This is a genomic window from Photorhabdus kayaii (assembly GCF_025384895.1).
Lineage (GTDB): Bacteria > Pseudomonadota > Gammaproteobacteria > Enterobacterales > Enterobacteriaceae > Photorhabdus > Photorhabdus kayaii.
Map to the genome: position 1 here is coordinate 10,213 of NZ_JAJAFZ010000021.1, position 19,699 is coordinate 29,911.

General features: G+C 40.0%; 12 protein-coding genes and 1 other annotated feature. Of the genes, 7 read left to right on the forward strand and 5 right to left on the reverse strand.

The window, feature by feature from the left end:
• Positions 1-105: 105 nt before the first annotated feature.
• The 3 genes from LGZ98_RS10070 to LGZ98_RS10080 all read right to left on the reverse strand — a co-directional run bounded on the left by LGZ98_RS10070 (position 106) and on the right by LGZ98_RS10080 (position 9,448).
• Entirely contained in the window at positions 106-4,197 is a 4,092-nt protein-coding gene (locus LGZ98_RS10070; RefSeq protein WP_262978040.1) for a Tc toxin subunit A-related protein, read from the reverse strand.
• The gene (locus tag LGZ98_RS10075) at positions 4,190-7,717 is read right to left on the reverse strand and encodes a Tc toxin subunit A (protein WP_262978041.1); all 3,528 of its coding nucleotides are present in this window, start codon (positions 7,715-7,717) and stop codon (positions 4,190-4,192) included. Before LGZ98_RS10075 ends, LGZ98_RS10070 begins: the two co-directional genes overlap by 8 nt.
• Before the next feature lie 96 nt (positions 7,718-7,813).
• The gene (locus LGZ98_RS10080) at positions 7,814-9,448 is read right to left on the reverse strand and encodes a glycoside hydrolase family 18 protein (RefSeq protein ID WP_262978042.1); all 1,635 of its coding nucleotides are present in this window, start codon (positions 9,446-9,448) and stop codon (positions 7,814-7,816) included.
• A gap of 919 nt (positions 9,449-10,367) precedes the next feature.
• Positions 10,368-10,468: a sequence feature (Trp leader region), on the forward strand.
• A gap of 28 nt (positions 10,469-10,496) precedes the next feature.
• On the opposite strand from LGZ98_RS10080, the gene LGZ98_RS10085 reads away from it, so the two are divergent.
• The 6 genes from LGZ98_RS10085 to trpA are packed head-to-tail and all read left to right on the forward strand — an operon-like array spanning position 10,497 to position 17,083.
• A complete protein-coding gene (locus tag LGZ98_RS10085) occupies positions 10,497-12,071 on the forward strand; it encodes an anthranilate synthase component 1 (RefSeq protein ID WP_113041355.1) in 1,575 nt (524 codons plus the stop codon).
• Positions 12,071-12,649 carry a glutamine amidotransferase-related protein gene (locus LGZ98_RS10090; protein ID WP_262978043.1) on the forward strand — a complete coding sequence of 193 codons (579 nt, stop codon included), beginning with the start codon at positions 12,071-12,073 and terminating at the stop codon, positions 12,647-12,649. The genes LGZ98_RS10085 and LGZ98_RS10090 overlap by 1 nt, the downstream gene beginning before the upstream one ends.
• A 13-nt stretch (positions 12,650-12,662) precedes the next feature.
• Positions 12,663-13,661 (forward strand): anthranilate phosphoribosyltransferase, encoded by a 999-nt coding sequence (trpD, locus tag LGZ98_RS10095; RefSeq protein WP_262978044.1) that lies wholly within the window; start codon positions 12,663-12,665, stop codon positions 13,659-13,661.
• Positions 13,662-13,663: 2 nt separating this feature from the next.
• A complete protein-coding gene (gene trpCF / locus LGZ98_RS10100) occupies positions 13,664-15,028 on the forward strand; it encodes a bifunctional indole-3-glycerol-phosphate synthase TrpC/phosphoribosylanthranilate isomerase TrpF (protein ID WP_262978045.1) in 1,365 nt (454 codons plus the stop codon).
• Between the two features lie 58 nt (positions 15,029-15,086).
• Complete coding sequence (gene trpB, locus LGZ98_RS10105) at positions 15,087-16,277, forward strand: tryptophan synthase subunit beta (protein WP_011146690.1); 1,191 nt, start codon at positions 15,087-15,089, stop codon at positions 16,275-16,277.
• On the forward strand, positions 16,277-17,083 hold the full coding sequence (gene trpA, locus LGZ98_RS10110) for a tryptophan synthase subunit alpha (RefSeq protein ID WP_262978046.1): 807 nt from the start codon (positions 16,277-16,279) through the stop codon (positions 17,081-17,083). The genes trpB and trpA overlap by 1 nt, the downstream gene beginning before the upstream one ends.
• Before the next feature lie 36 nt (positions 17,084-17,119).
• Here trpA and ompW read toward each other — a convergent pair whose 3' ends face one another.
• The gene (gene ompW, locus LGZ98_RS10115) at positions 17,120-17,761 is read right to left on the reverse strand and encodes an outer membrane protein OmpW (protein ID WP_262978047.1); all 642 of its coding nucleotides are present in this window, start codon (positions 17,759-17,761) and stop codon (positions 17,120-17,122) included.
• A 449-nt stretch (positions 17,762-18,210) separates the two neighbouring features.
• Between ompW and LGZ98_RS10120 the strand changes: the two genes are divergently transcribed.
• Complete coding sequence (locus LGZ98_RS10120; protein ID WP_011146702.1) at positions 18,211-18,981, forward strand: YciC family protein; 771 nt, start codon at positions 18,211-18,213, stop codon at positions 18,979-18,981.
• Between the two features lie 167 nt (positions 18,982-19,148).
• Here the strand turns inward: LGZ98_RS10120 and LGZ98_RS10125 are convergent, their stop codons facing one another.
• Positions 19,149-19,676 (reverse strand): Ail/Lom family outer membrane beta-barrel protein, encoded by a 528-nt coding sequence (locus tag LGZ98_RS10125; protein WP_011146703.1) that lies wholly within the window; start codon positions 19,674-19,676, stop codon positions 19,149-19,151.
• Positions 19,677-19,699: the final 23 nt, after the last annotated feature.

The following is a 19,699-nucleotide window of genomic DNA, read 5'->3' on the forward strand; positions in this document are numbered from 1 at the left end:
TATTTAGCCTCCACATAATTAGAAGAGGCTAATTTGAATGTTAAAGATAATGAGTAAGCATTTTAAATTCAGGTGACTGATTCATTTAATGCTTAATTCTCGTTATCACAAATCTGGGTTTTCCTTTTTTAATAACTCTTTAACCGCCAGACCAAATGATGCAGATCCTTCTTGCGCGGTATATCGAATATGAAGAATAATATCGGTCAAACTTTCTAAATCCTGCGAGGTATTGGTAAATTGGAAATTCCAACTCGATCCTACTCCTACCCCCTCAAAGGGTAAGAAACGTTCATCATCGAAATTAAGCGTGAACATTCCGCTGTCATTAATCCCCGTAGATAAAGCGATTTGTTGATTAGGCTGGATACTGCGCACCGTATAAGGCGTTTCTGCACGAATTCCTTCTTTCAACATTTTTTCAACGGTTTTGAGATCCGCTTTTGTCGTATAACTACTCACACCCGACAAACTTAATTTGGCACAGATATCTTCATAAGGCCCAATTAACATCGGCAGCGTCACTGAAACTGATTTAATCCGCCGATTAAATAAACCCGGATAATCCACACCAAATTGTTTTAACTCATCCAAATTAAAGGTAATTGCAGTATGCGCTTTTAAAGCGTTGAGATTATTTTCCCAAGACTCACCCAATAAAGATTTAAGTGAAATTGTTTTGATAATTTCCAATTTACGCGAATTTTGCTCAACATAAGTGCGTTCCATGCGTTGCAACGCCAATTTCAGATTTTCACCGACCAACAGCCCTTGATAGAGATCATTCCAGCTCGCGCCATCAATAAAATTCTGCTCGCCTAGTCCAAGTTCATATTGTAAAGAGGCTTGTGCGGATAAACATAACGATGAAACAGCATCATAAGCCTGCAAATAAAGGCTTGAGATCTGGCTAATCATCCAAGTATATAAGCTTTCATTAGTAAAACGGCTGGAGAAATACGCCAACAGTGCCTGAGATTGTTGTTGCTGTGCTTCTACTTGCGCCAAACGCTTACGTGCGGCGCTGACCTGCAACTGCTGAATATTAATTTGCTGATCAATAGATTTTACTTCCCATTCAGCCTGTTTATATTGCAGTTCCCACTCTTGCCGGCGACGGCGATAAGATTCAGAAACACTGAGGCTATCAGCTTTAGTACTATCAGACTGATGTTTCAAGGTTGCTATTTCAGCAACAGCATTTAAAGCGGCCCCCCAATGTGAACCCCCGACTGCCAATCCATAAATATTGGGAACTAAATCCAGTGCCGCCGCCGCTGTTCTTGATACTTGTGAAGCTAACAGAGCAGAAGATGCCTGAGCCTGTAATTCAATAACCTGTTGTTCCGTTGACGAAATATTTTCATCATAAAGACTTTTATAATGTTCGTACCGCTCCTGAGCAGATTGTTTACTCACTTGCAATGCATCAAGACTGGCCTGATTAATATTGATATCTTGTTGCTGAAGGTCAACCGCAAAACGGTAGAGATCATTATTCTGCACCATCTGGAATGATTCAAAACTCAAATTATCTTTCCGTTCCAACAGGCTTAACAACGTGCTGCCAAATTGTATCAATGTATCGACACCCGATTTCGCCCGCGCCAACATCGGTTCAAAACGATAATTTGGCACTCTGAAATTCATTCTGCTGGCATTTCTGGCAGCAACAACCTTCTGATAACGCTGATTCATTAATCCACGAGGAGAAATTTTCGAATCATAAAGATCCATAGAAATTTCTTTACCATCCAGCGTTAAATTATGCCGTAAATTGTAAATCCGGTTTTCTATTTTATCCCACAGGGCCGTTAACTCTTCATTAATCGGTTTCATAAAGAGATCATTATCCAGCGCACGAATCGTTTTATCATGAACCACCGGGGCATAAGGCAAAGGATAACTTATCATCTCCAATGCACGTACTGTGCTACTCTTCCTATATGATGCATCCTCAAGAGTTATCGGCTGCCATGAACTGGCTAATTGGAGATCAGGACGCGCACCTAATAATGAACTTGCCGTTGCATAGCTCAGACGTGCCACCGTTCTGGCAGTAGTCTGTAATTTGCGATATTCCATGTCACCCTGATCGATAATATTCTTAACGTAGAAGTTAAAAATAGCCTTACGATAATGAATAGGTTCACTGGCAGAAATTGCATCAGGATCAGCCGGTTCTATTAAACTACGTAATCTCTTTGGCTCGTCAATGATCGGGCGACTATTCCAATAACGTGGCTTATTTTGTTCCAGCGCCGATTCATCATGACTTTCAAAAGGATTAAAAATAAACTTAATCCAGCGACTGGCTTCTTCATAACGCTGTTCGACATTAAACCGCCAGGCCACCATAAATGGCATATGGAAGAATAATTCCCAGAAATAAATACCATTTGCTCCTTTAAGGTCGATAGGTTTTGAAACATTGCCGGTAATCGGCTCTTCATGAATATTTTGCGTTTCCCAACTGAGAACTTTGTCCAGTTTTTGACTCGCCTTACTAATTAATTCTTTTGCAAACAGGGTATTTAAACGAATCGCCTTGTCAGAATACCAACTTTCTAATGGTTCCTTTGGTTTCTGTTCCTTTGGAAATTGCAAATACTGAGTTTGTTTAGTCTGTTTAATCTGAACCTTATCACGGAGCAATTTACCTACACTGAGTTTAGTTTTAATTTTACCCGCAACATCTCCAGTTTCCGACGGCAAACTAAAACCCGTAACAACCGTTACATCATTTCTATCACAACGGTTCAATATGAAACTCAGATTTGGATCATAATCTTCTGGAGTCAGTATCTTATAATCAAGCCAACAGCGTTCACCCTTGCTATCTTCCAGCCAAATACAATAAAGGATATTTTTACTTCTGCTAAAATCATATTTATACGTTGAAGTGGACGTAAGATGCATATTTAATGTCCCGTCAACATAAGGCGCCTCCAGCTTAAAATCGTCTATTTTACCCAGTTGTCCTTCAAATGTTGGTGGTTCGGCTATCGGCCATTTCATATTATTATTAACGGGATAAAGTACCAATTGCTTATATTCTTCCGGCCCGCCATTTGAGGGTTCCCGAAAATAGAACCAGACTAAAGCAGCGCCATATGCATCAAGGTCGGATAGCTTTGAAGTGGATTTGGGCAAATCCGTTGCTTCCATTAATAAGTTGTCACAAACATAGGTGAAAACTTCATCATAATCGTATGCTTTTCCATCATTATCTGTACCTTGCAAGCGCACAAATGCGACCAACGCTAAACGTTCAACATTTCCGGTACGATCGAGAACCGCAATCAACTCTTTCATTGAGTGGTCGAGTAAATCCTCACGAACAGTTGTCCCGGTACTCCAGGTACCATCAAATGCTAAATGAGCCAAATTAAGTTTGGTACGATATTTAACGCTATTACCTTGATCTTGTTTTTCTTCAGAGACTTCAAACCAACTAATATATAACCGGTTATTTAGGATAATTGGACGAACAATACCGTTATACGCATTTTCTAAAGGAACATTAATCAGCTTCCACTCACTCCAGGCGGTAGGATAGAGTTCATCAGTCTGATTATTACGCTGTTTGGCATCTAAAGTTCGCCAAAAATAACGGTAAGGTTGAGTTCGTGTTTTAGCAATGAAATAGATCTTATCATCGGTAATATCAATACCATCTTCATAGCCAGCAATAACCTCTAAATTACTGACCTCTTCGAAGTTATTCAAATATCCCAATATCGCTTTTTGAGCAACATCATCGGTGAGCTTGCCTTGATTAAGCGCACTTTCAAGTTGGAAAAAGAATTCTGTTTTGGTTAAACGTAATGTGGGATCAACATAGACTTCTGGATAAATAGCCAATTGTTGATTTGCCGCCCAATAACCATAACGATTAGCAAACTCCTGCCAATTATCTGCCTCTTCCTGAGTCATTGATAAACCTGACTCTAAATTCAAAACAATACGGTTAATATATTGTTGTATAGATTGGGTAATATGTGCGACACGGGCTGTTTTTACTTTAGAAGAGACCTGAGTGTCTAACAAGAGAAAATCATACAAGTCATCAACATTTTGAATTCTTTCACGCAAGGATTGAAAAGCGGTATCATGCGGAACAATCTGACCAAGATAATAATCAACTAATGCATCACGCAAATTTTCCTGTAATTTAGCTTCAATTAAACTAGACATTCTCATCATCTCCTTGCGCTTTTAATGCAGCCATTACTGCTTCACCAATGCTTTGGAAAGCTTCAAAATCTGAATTAACATCAAGTGCACCAGCACCTAATAAAGGCTCAACGGATAAATTGGTTTTCACAGAAAATTGTTGTAGCCGTCGTATCCAATCTATTTGGGATAAGGTCATCGCACGTTTTCTTTCTAATCCTCCTTTATCGCAAGCAAGATAAATTTCATCAGGACCCCAATCTAAAATTTCCGCCAGTAATTGCGCACATTTATAATTATTATCATCCTCTTCTGTCTTCGGTAAAATTTCACTGTTAGCAAAAGTAAAATATTCCTGAACTTTATCCTCATTTTGTTTCGCATTTTCCAGTAAATCTTGATAGCGATTCAACAGGAAAATTTCATCTAACGACAATGATATTTCTGTGGTTTCATCTATGATTAGTCCAAGCCATTTAGGATTTGTCAGGCGCAATAATAATAGATTATTACCTATGCTCAACGCATTAATTAATTGGGTATAAACTAACAGACTATAGGTCAAGTCCAGAAACTCTTTTTTAATATCTTCAACTTTTTCTGGTGTATTATCTAACACCATTTTCAACACTGAATAAACACTACTTCCTAACCAACGCAATTGTAGTGGCACAATATCTCTTGATACCCCATATTCACCCGCAATAGTGCTAGATAATAGACTCTCTTGTGTGGTTTTAGATTGCAATATGATCTGCAAGACAATATTAATTTGATTATTATCTGGAGTTATCTTTTTCTCTTTTACAATATCTTCTATCTTTTTCCTCAGAGATTCTTCGTCTGTTTTTCCCCATATCAATGGAATATCTTTGATTAATCCATTATCCCTATCAAAAACACCATTTTCATCTGACAAAATGGTCCACCAATCTGTACCATTTATTTCTTGCCGATTAAAATCAGAGTCTTGCAAACGTACATTATCAGTAAGACCGTCAGAAATTCCTTTATAAAAAGTTAACATACCACTTGTTGGCACGACCGGAAGCTGAGTTTTACCTAATAATAGAGAAAGCTTAATCGGTGTCAGTTTCGTTTTAGTGAGCCAGGAAGTTAAAACCTCCATTTGGGCAATAATACTGAGGATGTCATCTTTCTCTCCTAAAGCCGGTATATTTACCAGATATTCGCTTTTATCCGTTAAAATATCCACCAGAATTAATCCATCTTCCGCAGAAAAACCAAATAATCGTGGAATAGTCACCAAGCGATAAAGTCTGGATACGACATCAAGATTACGCACTAATTTGCCAGAAGAGAGTTTCAGTGCTTTCTCAACGATAGGTGCAATCACTTGAAACGTGGATAAAGAAATAGCTAACCCTGCACACAATTGTTTAACTGTTTTTGCGCCATCTCCTTGATTTTCTGCATAGTTAAATTCTTTCCCATCCAGAATTAACGGCTGGTCAAAAAGTTTAGACTGATTAAAAACTTGATCAAAAAATGGAATATTATTGCTGATGGCAAATGGCGTAATTTGATATATCCATCCGGCAAACGTCTCCGGTAATACTTTATATTGTGTCGATAAATGACGGAATAAACCTAATGCTCTTAATGTATTATTAGAGATAGCCAGATCGCTATTTTTCGGTTCAGCTTTTATTGCTGAGGTTACCAGTAAATCAAGTTGATGATAAGGTAACGCTAACCAACGCTGTAAACGAATAAAGCGGTTCATTCGATCATAGCGAAAATCAGAAACTGCATCTATTTCCCGTCCTGAGTCCGTTCTCACAATGCTTAATGCATCCAATTGCCCTGCATTTATATAAACACCACCACAGTGATAAGGTGCAGGAAAGTGTTCTGATGTTTGCCCACTATCGAAGATAGGATTAGAAAATACCACATTTGGCGAAACTAAAGGCCGGAAATCACCACTACTAAACAAGTGTTCGAGATCTGTCACTTTCGATCCTGTTTGTTGACCAAAAGATAAAATCTCTGTTAATTTCACCCTTTCATCCGCAGAAACGCCATAGTTATCTTGGAAAAACCGCTCTGCTTCTGGCAATAATTCTGATTGTGCAGTCCCTTGTTTAGCAATAGCAAAACGATAAGTCATGGTCAGGAAGTTAATGCCTTCAATATTTACCGCAGTATTATTTGTACTTTCTTTGGGTACCGCAGCATAAACTGTCATTTCACCAAAGAAAGGACCTTTATCTAAATTACCGATATCACTATTATCACTTTCTACATAAGTCAATTTTAACTGCCGACTAAATGGTGATGAATTATCGAAAGGCTCCATCCTCGCTTTTATGCGATTGTAGGTCAGAACATTTTCACCACGAAGTTTAACTTTGATCGTCTCTTTAGCTTTATTTTCACAAGTAACGACAATTTCATCATAGGCTTTATCAACATTACCACTCAATAATGTTGGGCCAGTGATATTTTCATCAGCATGAATAATATAAGCATGTTTTGCAACATCACGTTCAGGCAATACTTCTGTTGTACTTGTACTGAAATAGCTATTAATAAGTTGTTCGCGTGATAAAAAGTGTTGCGCAAATGGGCTTTTCTCTGTCAGTAAACTCATTTGCTCTTTACTTAATTGGGTATAAGCAAGCAGAGCCTGATCACGTTTTTCCGTTAAGATATGCCAAGGAAATTGTTGATTCACTTGCTGAATAACGGTACCTAATTCAGTCTCTTTTTCGGCCAAACCTTTATTGATCTGTTGAGAGGGTAAACTATAAGGTAATGTAAAGGGAAAACGAGTCTCTCCCAAAACCTGATTAACCGGTTTTTCCGCCTGACCTGTCTGATCAATATATTCCCTGGCACTTTTCGACAAAACATCATTCACAATAGATATTGCCGTGATCTCTTTGTAAAGATTATCACTATTAAGTAATAAGTCAGGAATATCAGCACGCCTTTGCTCCAATCCCACGGCATTATTAGAGCCATCTAACTCTATTTGTTGTACAAACTTATAAAGATCAAGCAGGTAATTTACCGGACTGTCAAGGGATTCAATAGCGTTTGGCTGACAGAAGCTATCCCAAGGCTCAGGAAATAGATTACTGTAATCAGGTAATTTTTCTTTCTCATCTGCATCATTATTGCGATAAGAAAAATATCTTGCCTGATGACTCGCTTTTGTTAATGATGTGTCATCGTAATCCCTCAATTGTCTTTGCCGATAACTTTGTACCAATTGATTCGCCGCACTCACTGCTTTATCAAAAATGACCTCCGCATGACCTGATAAAGATTGATTATGGCGTTTAATAAATCGCTGCTTTGATACTTCTGCAATATCAAAAATTGAGTGATATCCCAGACGCTGGAGTGTATTAACCAGCGTGATAGTGGAATTATCTTCTTTCTCTACTGCGTTTAATAACCTATAACCTGATGGCGATTTTGACGATTTAACTTCTGCCACCGCAGCTAATAATGGTGATACTTTTGTTATATTCTGTTTTTCACGAGAAATGCTTTTATATTTATCCATTATATTATTCCCAACCTAATTAATCGGAAACACCTGAACAGAACAGTTATAGAGACTATAACCATTTTAAGTAGTGAGATTTTTTAAAGCATAAATTCAATTTAATTTACATGCTTCACACCGTTTCTCTTTCGGTTTATCGTAAGAAGGAAGTTCACCTTCGAAATAAAACGGTTCCATTTCAATAACTTTTTTAATCGCCTTACGCCCCAATCCCTCATGAGCAGCATTAGTTAGCAAACCATTATCTTGATCACCGGTCCAAATAAATAAGCCACCAAGCCCTTTTTCTTTAACATAGCGGCCTTTTTCTCTTACTGAGCGTGGCGTATCTAACGACATAAATACTTTGAGATCTTTATTGTAAAGATAATCGGCTTTCGCCACCGGATCATGGAGAACCGCAAAACCATTACGACCTATTTGATTTTCATAATCAACATAGTTATAGATAATATCTGTCCATTCAATTACACTGTATTCGAAACTCCCTACTGTGGATGTTCCATCAGTATATTTCCCAACCAGTTGTTCATTATCCTTACTCTCTAACTCCGCAGTTCTGGCATTACGAGTGTAACCAGAATAACCGATATAAATAAATTTCTTATTAATACCTAAAGAGATAAGATAGTTAACTGCATCATCGACTGAATATTTAGAATACTGATCATCCTGATTGCGATAAAGATTAGTGTGATGAGAAAGTTTTCCATCGCCCAATGTAAAGAAATCATAAGTCATTAAGTTGATTTCATTGACACCGGCGGCGATCAATTCTGGAATATTCGCTGCTTTAATTTTTTCTACATCAGCAGAAGCTGCAATACTAATGCCTTTCAAATTACTGATATTTGCACTCTTCAAATCCTTAATAAGCTCAGCAAAGTACTTATAATCATCTTTATCAAATTGATTATTTTCCCCCGCAGAACCAGGATATTCCCAATCAAGATCAATATGGGTTAGCATGGGGAATCTGGTGTATAAATCTTTAACCCCCTCAACAAACCGTTGGCGCAGTTTCTCATCACGACAAACTTTATAAAAAGCACCACTCATTGACCAACCGCCAACACTAACAGAAATTTCCAGATCCGGGTTTTGTTCTTTGAGTAAGCGCAATCCTCCTAATACCCCTTGGGCTTTATCTTGCTGATATAAGTCTACAGGATTGCCCACCCAATTAGTAAAGCCACAATTAAGATAAGCACCAACATCAGCCCAAGGATCAATTGGAATAGGTTTACCTTCGTGATTCTCTAGAATATCTTGTTCGGCCTCCCCCATTTGCCATCCATTTTTACCCGCGGCAGCAATGATAGTTTCTTTCTTCTCCCCAGTGTCACCAATAATACCTGCAAAGCTAAAGATAATTCTCTGAAACGGCTTTCCCTTGTCTTTATCACCCTTAAAGCGCATTAAATCAGAGCCTCTGCCACCATTCTTTTTAAAATCATCTTCGCTTGCTGTGTCAATAAAACGCGCATCATAAATTGACCAATCAGTTAAATAACAGAAAACACCAAAATCATCCTTCTCCTCATAAGTATTGAAAACTGTTTTAGCAAGCCTTGTTGGTGTATAAGATAATGCACCATCGGTTGTCTTAGGATCAAAACTATTTAACCGATAAGTTTTCTGCGCCGCACCTTCTTCCGAATCCTTAACCTTATATGGATCAGTTTCATACACCAATTGGCTATCTGCTTTTGGTTCATTTTCACTCATATCTTACTCCACTAATAGTACAATTATTTTAAACATCAGAGAGTTAAATCATGGCGACCAATGCCAGAATTAAGTAGAGATCTATATACCCGTCATCTTTCAAGTTGCCTCTTTGTTGGCTGCACTCTCTCACCCCGGTCACATAGTTATCTATGCTCCCGGGGATTCGCTCCCTTGCCGTCGCGATGCATCTTAAAATCTATTGGGTATAAGTATTCAGATTAAAAATCGTTCCTCAGGTATACCTATAACGTATTAAATACAAATAATTACATAGTTTTAACTTATAAAGATCTAAATTTTAAATAACACGATATGTTAGAGCTATGAATACTACTTCTCACAGTAATATCGGTTAAACCTCTTTTTTTCATATACAGATATAAAAATTGATTATCTATTCTTCCCGTTTGCCTATTGACTCAAAAAAAATCCAGCTAATCCTGCTCTTTAACCAATTTGTACTATCGCTAAATTCTTTTTTTCATGAAACATGATTTACATACTTAATATTACTAAATATATATCATAGCTATATCATAAAATAATATGATGAGATATTTGTGACAATAAGATAATAATTTTATTAAAATTAAGTATCCGATATTATCTGATCTCTAACTATTAATCAGTTTATGTTACACCGTAATAAAATGTCACCAAATTAACCTTCAATTTTATCTAGTCATATTAAAATAGGGTTATCTCTTGAATAGATTCTGTGGGAAATTCACTACCTGTAACGTTGGTCATTTCAAATTCGAGAAATCACACAGCAAATTAATAAACGCGCCAAAAAATACTTGACACACCAATTTCGTTCCAGTTTACTAGTACACAAGTGAAAGCGATATTGTCTTGTATCCCATCTTATATCAATACTAAAGAGGCACTGAAAATGGCTGTATTTATGATGTCTATCCGTTGGTGGCATAACTTCCCAGTAAGGGCGGTATGGTCACGCACATAAATCAACAGTGCCAAATTACCAAAACCCGCCTAATCAGCGGGTTTTTTTATATGCATAACTTATTGACAGGACGAAAAAATGACGGATAAACAACCAAAAATCACAGTAATTGAGCAGGAAACCGCTTACCAACCTGATCCTACGCGACTATTCAACCAACTCTGCGGTGAGCGACCAGCAACTTTATTGCTAGAATCTGCGGAAATTAACAGCAAAAAAAACTTAAAAAGTCTGCTAATTATCGATAGTGCCTTGCGCATCAGTGCCAACGGCAATCAGGTTACTTTTGACGCTTTAACAGAAAATGGCCGAAATTTATTACCCATTTTGGCCAACAAATTTTCCAGCAACGTCCAATCTGAAATAACACACAATACTCTTCAAGTGATTTTCCCACCAATCAATCACAATATAGATGAAGATAATCGTCTAAAAGCGGTATCCGTATTTGATGCACTGCGTGCCCTGCTTTCTTTGGCGGAAGAGCCGTCAACATACAATTCGTCAAGCGCAGAAGCGATATTCGTTGGCGGCCTTTTTTCCTATGATCTGGTGGCCGGATTTGAACCATTACCCGCAGTAAAAACTGTTCAACGCTGCCCTGATTTCTGTTTTTATCTCGCAGAAACGTTATTGGTGATCGACCACCAGAACAAAAATGCACGCTTGCAAATCTCTCTTTTCAGTGATTCTCAAGCAGAAGAACAACGCCTTAAGCAACGATTAAAAACATTAGTGGCGCTCATTACCAAACCCATTGAACCAGTACAACAAATCTCTCTGCCAACCATGAAAGTTTCATACAATCGGGATGACTCGGCCTATGCAGAAATGGTGGCGCAATTACAACAATACATCCGCCAGGGGGATATCTTTCAGGTAGTGCCATCAAGACGCTTCTTTTTGCCCTGCCCGGCACCGCTTCATGCTTATCAAAAACTTAAGTACCACAATCCAAGTCCCTACATGTTTTTCATGCAGGATAAAGATTTCTGTCTGTTTGGCGCATCTCCCGAAAGCGCGCTTAAATATGATGCGTCCAATCGCCAAATTGAAATCTACCCGATCGCCGGCACACGTCCCCGTGGGCGCAATGCGGCTGGCGAGCTGGATGCGGATCTTGACAGCCGGACCGAACTGGAGATGCGAACAGATCATAAAGAATTAGCCGAACATCTGATGCTGGTCGATTTGGCCCGTAATGACCTGGCCCGCATTTGTGAGCCGGGCAGCCGCTATGTCGCGGATCTGACAAAAGTCGATCGCTACTCTTTTGTTATGCATCTGGTCTCCCGCGTCGTGGGGACATTACGCCATGATTTAGACACCTTTCATGCCTATCAAGCTTGTATGAATATGGGTACCCTCACCGGCGCGCCGAAAGTACGCGCAATGCAACTTATCGCTCACTATGAAAGCGAACGCCGTGGCAGTTACGGTGGTGCTGTCGGTTATTTCACCGGCAAAGGGGATATGGATAATTGCATCGTTATTCGCTCTGCTTACGTGGAAGACGGCGTAGCAACTATTCAGGTTGGCGCCGGTATCGTACTGGATTCCGAACCTTTAGCAGAATGCGAAGAGACTCGTAACAAAGCAAGAGCAGTCATTCGTGCAATTATTGAGGCTCATCAGGCAGAGGAGACTTTCTAATGGCAAATATTCTTCTGCTCGACAACGTGGATTCATTCACCTATAACCTCGTCGATCAATTGCGTAATCATGGTCATCAGGTTGTTATCTATCGCAATACTGTTGCTACTGAAATGATTATGCAGCAATTAAGAATGCTCTCCTCTCCGCTATTGATGCTTTCACCGGGACCGGGTAAACCATCTGACTCCGGTTGTATGCCTCAATTACTCCAACAAGTCATCGGCAAAATCCCAGTGATCGGCATCTGTCTTGGGCATCAAGCCATTATTGAAGCTTATGGTGGAAAAATTTCTGCTGCTGATGAAATCCTACACGGCAAAGCTTCTCTGGCAAAACACGATAATCAAGCTATGTTCGCTAATCTGGAAAACCCTCTACCCGTTGCCCGTTATCACTCTCTCATGGGTAGCCTAATTCCGTCTGAACTGACTATTTCTGCCCGTTGTGGCGACACCGTGATGGCAGTTCGCCACGATAAACATAAGGTTTGTGGATTTCAATTTCACCCAGAATCGATTCTCACAACTCATGGCGCTAAATTGCTTGAACAAACTCTGGTTTGGGCACTAAATTAAAAGGGAGATGAAAATGCAAGCTATTTTCAATAAATTGTTTAATGCGCAAACACTGACACAACAAGAAAGCCAGCAACTATTTGCCGCCATTATTCAAGGAGAATTAAATGAACCACAACTCGCGGCTGTACTTATCAGCATGAAATTACGGGGTGAACAACCACAGGAGATTGCCGGTGCAGCCCAAGCATTATTGGCAAATGCCCTGCCATTTCCACGGCCGGATTACACTTTCTGCGATATCGTCGGAACGGGCGGTGATGGTGCGAACAGTATCAATATTTCAACCGCCAGTGCCTTTGTCGCCTCGGCTTGCCAGATTAAAATTGCCAAACATGGTAACCGCAGTGTTTCCAGCCAATCAGGTTCTTCTGATTTGCTGGCAGCGTTTGGTATCGCCCTTGACATCAGCGCGGAATGTGCTCGTAGCGCACTGGATGAAATCGGCATCTGTTTCCTATTTGCGCCACATTATCATCTGGGATTCTGTCATGCGATGCCGGTACGTCAACAACTGAAAACACGGACTATATTTAATATATTAGGTCCTTTGATTAATCCGGCACGTCCGCCATTAGCATTAATTGGCGTCTACAGCCCGGAACTCGTTGAACCTATTGCCCGCACCTTACTGGTTCTCGGCTATCAACGGGCAGCGGTTGTACACAGTGGTGGCATGGATGAAGTCGCACTGCATGCACCAACGAAAGTGGCAGAAATTAACGATGGAGAAATTATCCATTATCAATTAAATGCTGAAGATTTTGGTTTACAACGCCATCCAATGTCAGCACTAAAAGGAGGTTCACCCGTGGATAATCGTGAAATGCTCAGTTTATTGTTACAAGGACGGGGTAAGAAAGCCCATGCTGATGCCGTTGCGGCTAACGTTGCTCTGTTAATGAAAATTCATGGACAGGAAGATTTACGTCATAACACCCAACAAGCTCTCGAAACCATTCACAGTGGCCGAGCTTATGAACGAGTTATTGCACTTGCAACAAGGAGTTAATCATGCAAGCTACCATTTTACAGAAAATTGTTAATGATAAAGCCGAATATCTTATTAATCGTAAACAGCAACAACCATTGGAAAGTTTTATTAATGCTGTTGTTGCCAGCAACCGTCATTTTTATCAGGCACTAAACAGTGAACAGACCGTTTTTATTCTGGAATGTAAAAAGGCATCTCCTTCTAAAGGCGTCATTCGCCAGGATTTTGATCCCATTCAAATAGCGAAAATTTATCAGCCCTATGCAACGGCCATCTCTGTATTAACTGATGAAAAATATTTTCAAGGCAACTATGAATTTCTTCGTTTAGTCAGTGATACCGTTCACCAGCCAGTATTGTGCAAAGATTTTATTATCGATCCTTATCAGGTTTATCTTGCCCGTTATTATCAAGCCGATGCGATTTTGCTGATGCTTTCTGTTCTTGATGATCAGCAATATATTACGCTGTCTGAACTGGCGCATAGCCTGAATATGGGCGTGCTGACTGAAATCAGCTCAGAAGAAGAGCGAGCCAGAGCAGTTGCACTAAAAGCTAAAGTTATTGGTATCAATAACCGTGATCTGAGAGATCTTTCTATCGATTTAAACCGTACCAAACAACTTGCGCCACAGTTACCGGAAGAAACTATTGTTATTAGCGAATCGGGTCTCCACCAGCATCAACAAATTCGTGAGCTTAGTCATTATGCTAATGGCTTTCTCATTGGCAGTGCTTTGATGGCCCAACCCAATCTGGACTTAGCATTACGTCAACTGATTCTGGGTGAAAATAAAGTCTGTGGATTAACTCGCCCACAAGATGCGAAAGTGGCATTACAGGCAGGTGCTGTTTATGGTGGTTTGATATTTGCTGAACATTCACCACGTAAAATTAATATCCAACAGGCCCAACAAATTATCAATGCAGCAAATCTCAAATATGTCGGGGTATTTCAAAATCAATCATCTGCATTCATCAGTCATACCGCTCGTGTCCTTTCTCTGGCTGCGGTGCAACTCCATGGCGCCGAAGGCGAAGTTTATATTGAGGAATTACGAAAAACATTGCCTGAAAATTGTCAAATCTGGAAAGCGATTGATATGTCGAAAGATGAATTTCACACCAAAGCCAGAAATGTTGACCGTTATTTACTTGATAACGGCAAAGGTGGAACCGGCCAAAGTTTCGATTGGCAATTACTTGAAAAACAATCACTCGCCAACATCATGCTCGCCGGTGGATTAAATGAAGAAAATTGCCAACAAGCAGCAAAATATGGCTGTTGTGGACTTGATTTTAACTCTGGCGTCGAAAACGCACCCGGCATCAAAAGCAGTCATAAATTAAATAAAGTGTTTCAGCTACTACGCTGTTACCAATAAACAGCAATTTTCCGATTAATTACTGTTTTCTGATTAATTACGATGGACAAATAGAATGATGAGTAAGCTTAACCCCTATTTTGGTGATTTCGGTGGACAATTTGTACCACAGATCCTTATTCCAGCCCTTGAACAATTAGAAGCCGCATTTATTGCCGCTCAGCAAGATCCTGAATTCCAGCAAGAATTTCAAGATCTACTGAAAAATTATGCAGGCAGGCCAACGGCATTAACGTTATGCCGTAATCTGACGAAGGGCACCAAAACTCGCCTTTATCTGAAACGAGAAGATCTATTACACGGCGGTGCTCATAAAACCAATCAGGTACTTGGTCAGGCTCTATTAGCGAAACGCATGGGCAAAAACGAAATTATTGCAGAAACCGGCGCTGGTCAACATGGTGTAGCCACCGCCCTTACCTGCGCACTTTTAAATATGAAATGCCGCATTTATATGGGCGCTAAAGATGTGGAGCGCCAATCCCCTAATGTTTTCCGCATGCGTCTGATGGGAGCCGAAGTTATTCCGGTTCACAGCGGTTCTGCCACCTTAAAAGATGCTTGCAATGAAGCGTTACGTGATTGGTCTGGTAGCTATGATAAAGCCCACTATTTATTAGGAACTGCCGCCGGACCGCACCCTTATCCGACGATGGTCCGAGAGTTCCAGCGTATGATTGGCGAAGAAGCCAAATCCCAGATTCTGGCAAGAGAAGGACGCCTGCCCGATGCCGTATTGGCCTGTGTTGGTGGGGGTTCCAATGCCATTGGCATGTTTGCCGAGTTTATTCCTGAAACATCGGTCCGCCTGATTGGTATTGAACCTGCCGGGCTCGGTATCGAAACCGGTAAACATGGTGCGCCATTGAAACATGGCAAATTGGGTATCTATTTTGGTATGAAATCGCCAATGATGCAGACAGATGAAGGCCAGATTGAAGAATCTTATTCTATTTCCGCCGGTCTGGATTTCCCTTCCGTTGGCCCTCAACATGCTTATCTGAACAGCATTGGACGGGCTGACTATGTTTCCATCACCGATGATGAAGCATTAGAAGCATTCAAAACCCTTTCCCGTGAGGAAGGCATTATTCCAGCCCTCGAATCCTCTCATGCGCTGGCTTATGCTTTGAAAATGATCCATCAAGCTCCTGATAAAGAGCAATTACTGATCGTTAACCTATCCGGTCGCGGTGATAAAGACATATTTACTGTCCACGATATTTTAAAATCCAGGGGGGAAATCTAATGGAGCGTTACGAGCAGCTATTTAAACAACTGGAAAGCCGTAAACAAGGTGCTTTTGTCCCCTTTGTCACACTCGGTGATCCAACCCCAGAATTATCATTGAAAATTATTGATGCACTGATTATCGGTGGCGCTGACGCTCTTGAGTTAAGTATTCCTTTTTCCGATCCGCTGGCTGACGGCCCGACAATTCAGAATGCTAATTTGCGCGCTTTCTCCTCAAATGTGACTCCCACGCTCTGTTTTGAACTATTAACAAAGATAAGGGCAAAATATCCTGATATTCCTATTGGTTTATTAATGTATGCTAACCTGGTTTTTCATCATGGAATAGATGAGTTCTACCGCCGTTGCAAAGATGCCGATATCGATTCAGTATTAGTTGCAGATGTTCCTATGTCAGAATCACGGCCATTCCGTACCGCAGCCATGAAACATGGGATTGCCCCCATTTTTATTTGTCCCCCCAACGCGGAAGATGAACTATTACGTGAAATTGCTTCTTATGGCCGCGGATATACCTACTTATTATCAAGAGCAGGAGTGACCGGTATAGAAAAACGAGGTGAAAAACCGTTAAATCATCTAGTCAATAAACTATGGGAATATCATGCTGCACCACCGTTACAGGGATTTGGTATTTCAGAACCTAAGCAGGTAAAAGAAACATTAGCGAGTGGCGCAGCAGGAGCCATTTCAGGATCTGCCATCGTTAAAATTATCGAAGAAAATCTTTCTCAGCCAGAAATAATGCTGAAAGAACTGACTGAATTTGTATCAAAAATGAAGTCTGCCACGCAACTTTAATACAAAAGATGGGGCAAAATCTGCCCCATTTTTATATTAAAAGTGATAGCCAACCCCAAACATAAATACCCACGGATCAAGCCGGGTATCAATTTTATATTGCTGGTCACCTGCTTTAAATTTCACATCCGTTTCAATGTTTACCCACCACACAGAGGCGTTCAACATCCAATTCTGATCTAACTCATAATCCAGACCAACCTGCCCCGCCACACCCCAGGAATCTTTCAAATCCAAACTATGTAAATTATTATCTTTAACAGCCGAATTACCATTGAATTTTTCGTTAAAGAAAGTGGTATAGTTAAGACCAACACCAACATAAGGACGGAAACTACTTTCTTTAGAGCCGAAATAGTATTGCGCCATTAATGTCGGCGGTAGATGTTTTACTTTGGCAATATCACCAGCACCCGGTAAACTTACCCGATGCTGGAAGGGTGTCCCTGCCAGTAATTCAAAACCAATATTATCGGTCATCATATAACTGAAAGTTAAACCCATCTGGGTATTATTATCCGCACTAAAAGAACCCACCCCCAATACATTATCAGAACCTGTATTAGGTCTTACTGTTGCAGTGCCTGTGCGGAAAATAAAATCACCCGCTTCATGAGCAAAAGCGAATGAGGGTACTAAAGTTGCCGCTGCTAATACAAATGCAGAAATTTTTTTCATTATTCATCCCATTCCTGTGATTTAAAGTCAATCAAAATATACTCATATATTAGAAATTATGATCCAAGACAGATCACATCTTTCAAAGAATTTCAGTAAAACCGCATATCTATAATATTATTATTTCAATTAGGAATTATTTTAACTTGATCCAAATCAAAGTTTATTTATTATTAATCAGTTAGTCATCTTTTTACTATTCCGATGTTTTATCTTTCCTCTCATGATATTTCCATTATGTTTTAATAAGGTTAATTTTATGTTTATTTTTATCTTAAGAATATAATGTGAAGAATTTTTTTCTGTTATCAACAATCACAACTAACCATTAATTTATCCGTTTCATCTCGTTTCTACTATCCACGTTTCCCCATAACAAGGTACAATCATCCCCTATGCATTGTTGTTTAACCTGATAATTGTTGTTTAACCTGATAGGAGCTGTCTTCATGCCAATCACGGCGAATACCCTGTACCGTGACAGTTTTAACTTTTTCAAGAATCAACTGTTAAGTACCCTGACCCTGGCCGTTCTGGCGGCTCTGGTTACCACCTTATTGGGGCACCTGTTTATTCCTGACAGCGAACAGATGAAGTTGCTGACAGAAGCAGAATTCACGTTTGCTACCTCAGGCAAGGCCGGTATTCAGGAGCTGGTGTCTCAAATGACTCCAGAGCAACAATCAATGATCATGCGGGCGGGAATCGGAACCATTTTCTCAAGCATGATTGGTAGCGTGCTACTGGTTGGGGGTGTATTGACACTGGTGGCGGCAGTTTCAGCGGGAAATCGTATCTCTTCATTACAGGCAATTGGTTTATCAGCAAGCCAATTACCGAAACTGTTCCTGTTACTGCTTATCTGCACTCTGTTGATTCAATTTGGCTTAATGCTGATGCTGGTACCAGGCATTATTTTGTCGATCGCACTGGCGTTATCACCCGTGATTATGACTGCCGAGCGTCGCGGCGTTTTTGCTTCTATGAAAATAAGCTGGAAACTGGCATTTGCCAATATTCGCTTGCTGGTTCCGGCAATTCTTTTATGGCTGACCGCGAGGCTCTTGCTGGTGTTTATTATTGACCGCCTAACATTCATTCACAGCGAGATGGCAGGGATTATTCTCGGTGTGTTTAATAACCTCATTTCAGCTATTTTGCTGATTTATCTATACCGGTTGTATATGCTGATTGCCTCTCCACAACAAAAATCAATATAACAAACAAAGCCCCATAGTGATAAAACTATGGGGTAAACAGAATAAGCTAGTGATAACTGGGTGAGCACATCGTTGCTATTGATATAAACACAAAAAACTCCCTGTCATATAACAGGGAATTTCTGTAGAAAAGTTAGCTAAATTAAGTACAAATTAGCAAATTTCTATTAAAACCGATAACCAACACCAACTACCCAAGTGCCTACTTTAAGGTCACCCAATCTGGCGTCATTAAATTTTGCGTATTCATAGGATGTATCAATAGTCCAGTTTGGAACAGGGTTAAACTGTAATCCCAGTCCGTAACTAACAGATGATTTACCCTCGGTATATGACCCATTCAAAACAGGAACTTCAAACTCTCCACGTGCAGCACCAATCATACCATATGCACTAACATAGTCATTAAAACGATATGCAGGGCCCGCCATCAAGGAATAATAATTCACATCAAATTTATCGAAACCCTTGTGGGTATATGTTAATGAACTAATAACACCAAAATTATTATCCAACTCGTAGCGGTATTTCAGGTTGAAACCCTTTCCCTTTGGATTACCATCAATCTTTTCACCATTAAACTTCACATGACTTTGAGCATAACCACCCGAAATCGTACTTTCACCGGCATTTGCCGCAAATGCAAATACAGATAAACCTACCGCTACCACTGAAGCCACTAATGTTCTTTTCATTGAAAATCCCTAATGTTATATAA

Excerpts from the sequence above, each read along its gene's own strand:
- LGZ98_RS10070 (WP_262978040.1), bottom strand. The coding sequence starts at position 4,197 with ATGTCTAGTTTAATTGAAGCTAAATTACAGGAAAATTTGCGTGATGCA.
- LGZ98_RS10075 (WP_262978041.1), bottom strand. The coding sequence starts at position 7,717 with ATGGATAAATATAAAAGCATTTCTCGTGAAAAACAGAATATAACAAAA.
- LGZ98_RS10080 (WP_262978042.1), bottom strand. The coding sequence starts at position 9,448 with ATGAGTGAAAATGAACCAAAAGCAGATAGCCAATTGGTGTATGAAACT.
- LGZ98_RS10085 (WP_113041355.1), top strand. The coding sequence starts at position 10,497 with ATGACGGATAAACAACCAAAAATCACAGTAATTGAGCAGGAAACCGCT.
- LGZ98_RS10090 (WP_262978043.1), top strand. The coding sequence starts at position 12,071 with ATGGCAAATATTCTTCTGCTCGACAACGTGGATTCATTCACCTATAAC.
- trpD (WP_262978044.1), top strand. The coding sequence starts at position 12,663 with ATGCAAGCTATTTTCAATAAATTGTTTAATGCGCAAACACTGACACAA.
- trpCF (WP_262978045.1), top strand. The coding sequence starts at position 13,664 with ATGCAAGCTACCATTTTACAGAAAATTGTTAATGATAAAGCCGAATAT.
- trpB (WP_011146690.1), top strand. The coding sequence starts at position 15,087 with ATGAGTAAGCTTAACCCCTATTTTGGTGATTTCGGTGGACAATTTGTA.
- trpA (WP_262978046.1), top strand. The coding sequence starts at position 16,277 with ATGGAGCGTTACGAGCAGCTATTTAAACAACTGGAAAGCCGTAAACAA.
- ompW (WP_262978047.1), bottom strand. The coding sequence starts at position 17,761 with ATGAAAAAAATTTCTGCATTTGTATTAGCAGCGGCAACTTTAGTACCC.
- LGZ98_RS10120 (WP_011146702.1), top strand. The coding sequence starts at position 18,211 with ATGCCAATCACGGCGAATACCCTGTACCGTGACAGTTTTAACTTTTTC.
- LGZ98_RS10125 (WP_011146703.1), bottom strand. The coding sequence starts at position 19,676 with ATGAAAAGAACATTAGTGGCTTCAGTGGTAGCGGTAGGTTTATCTGTA.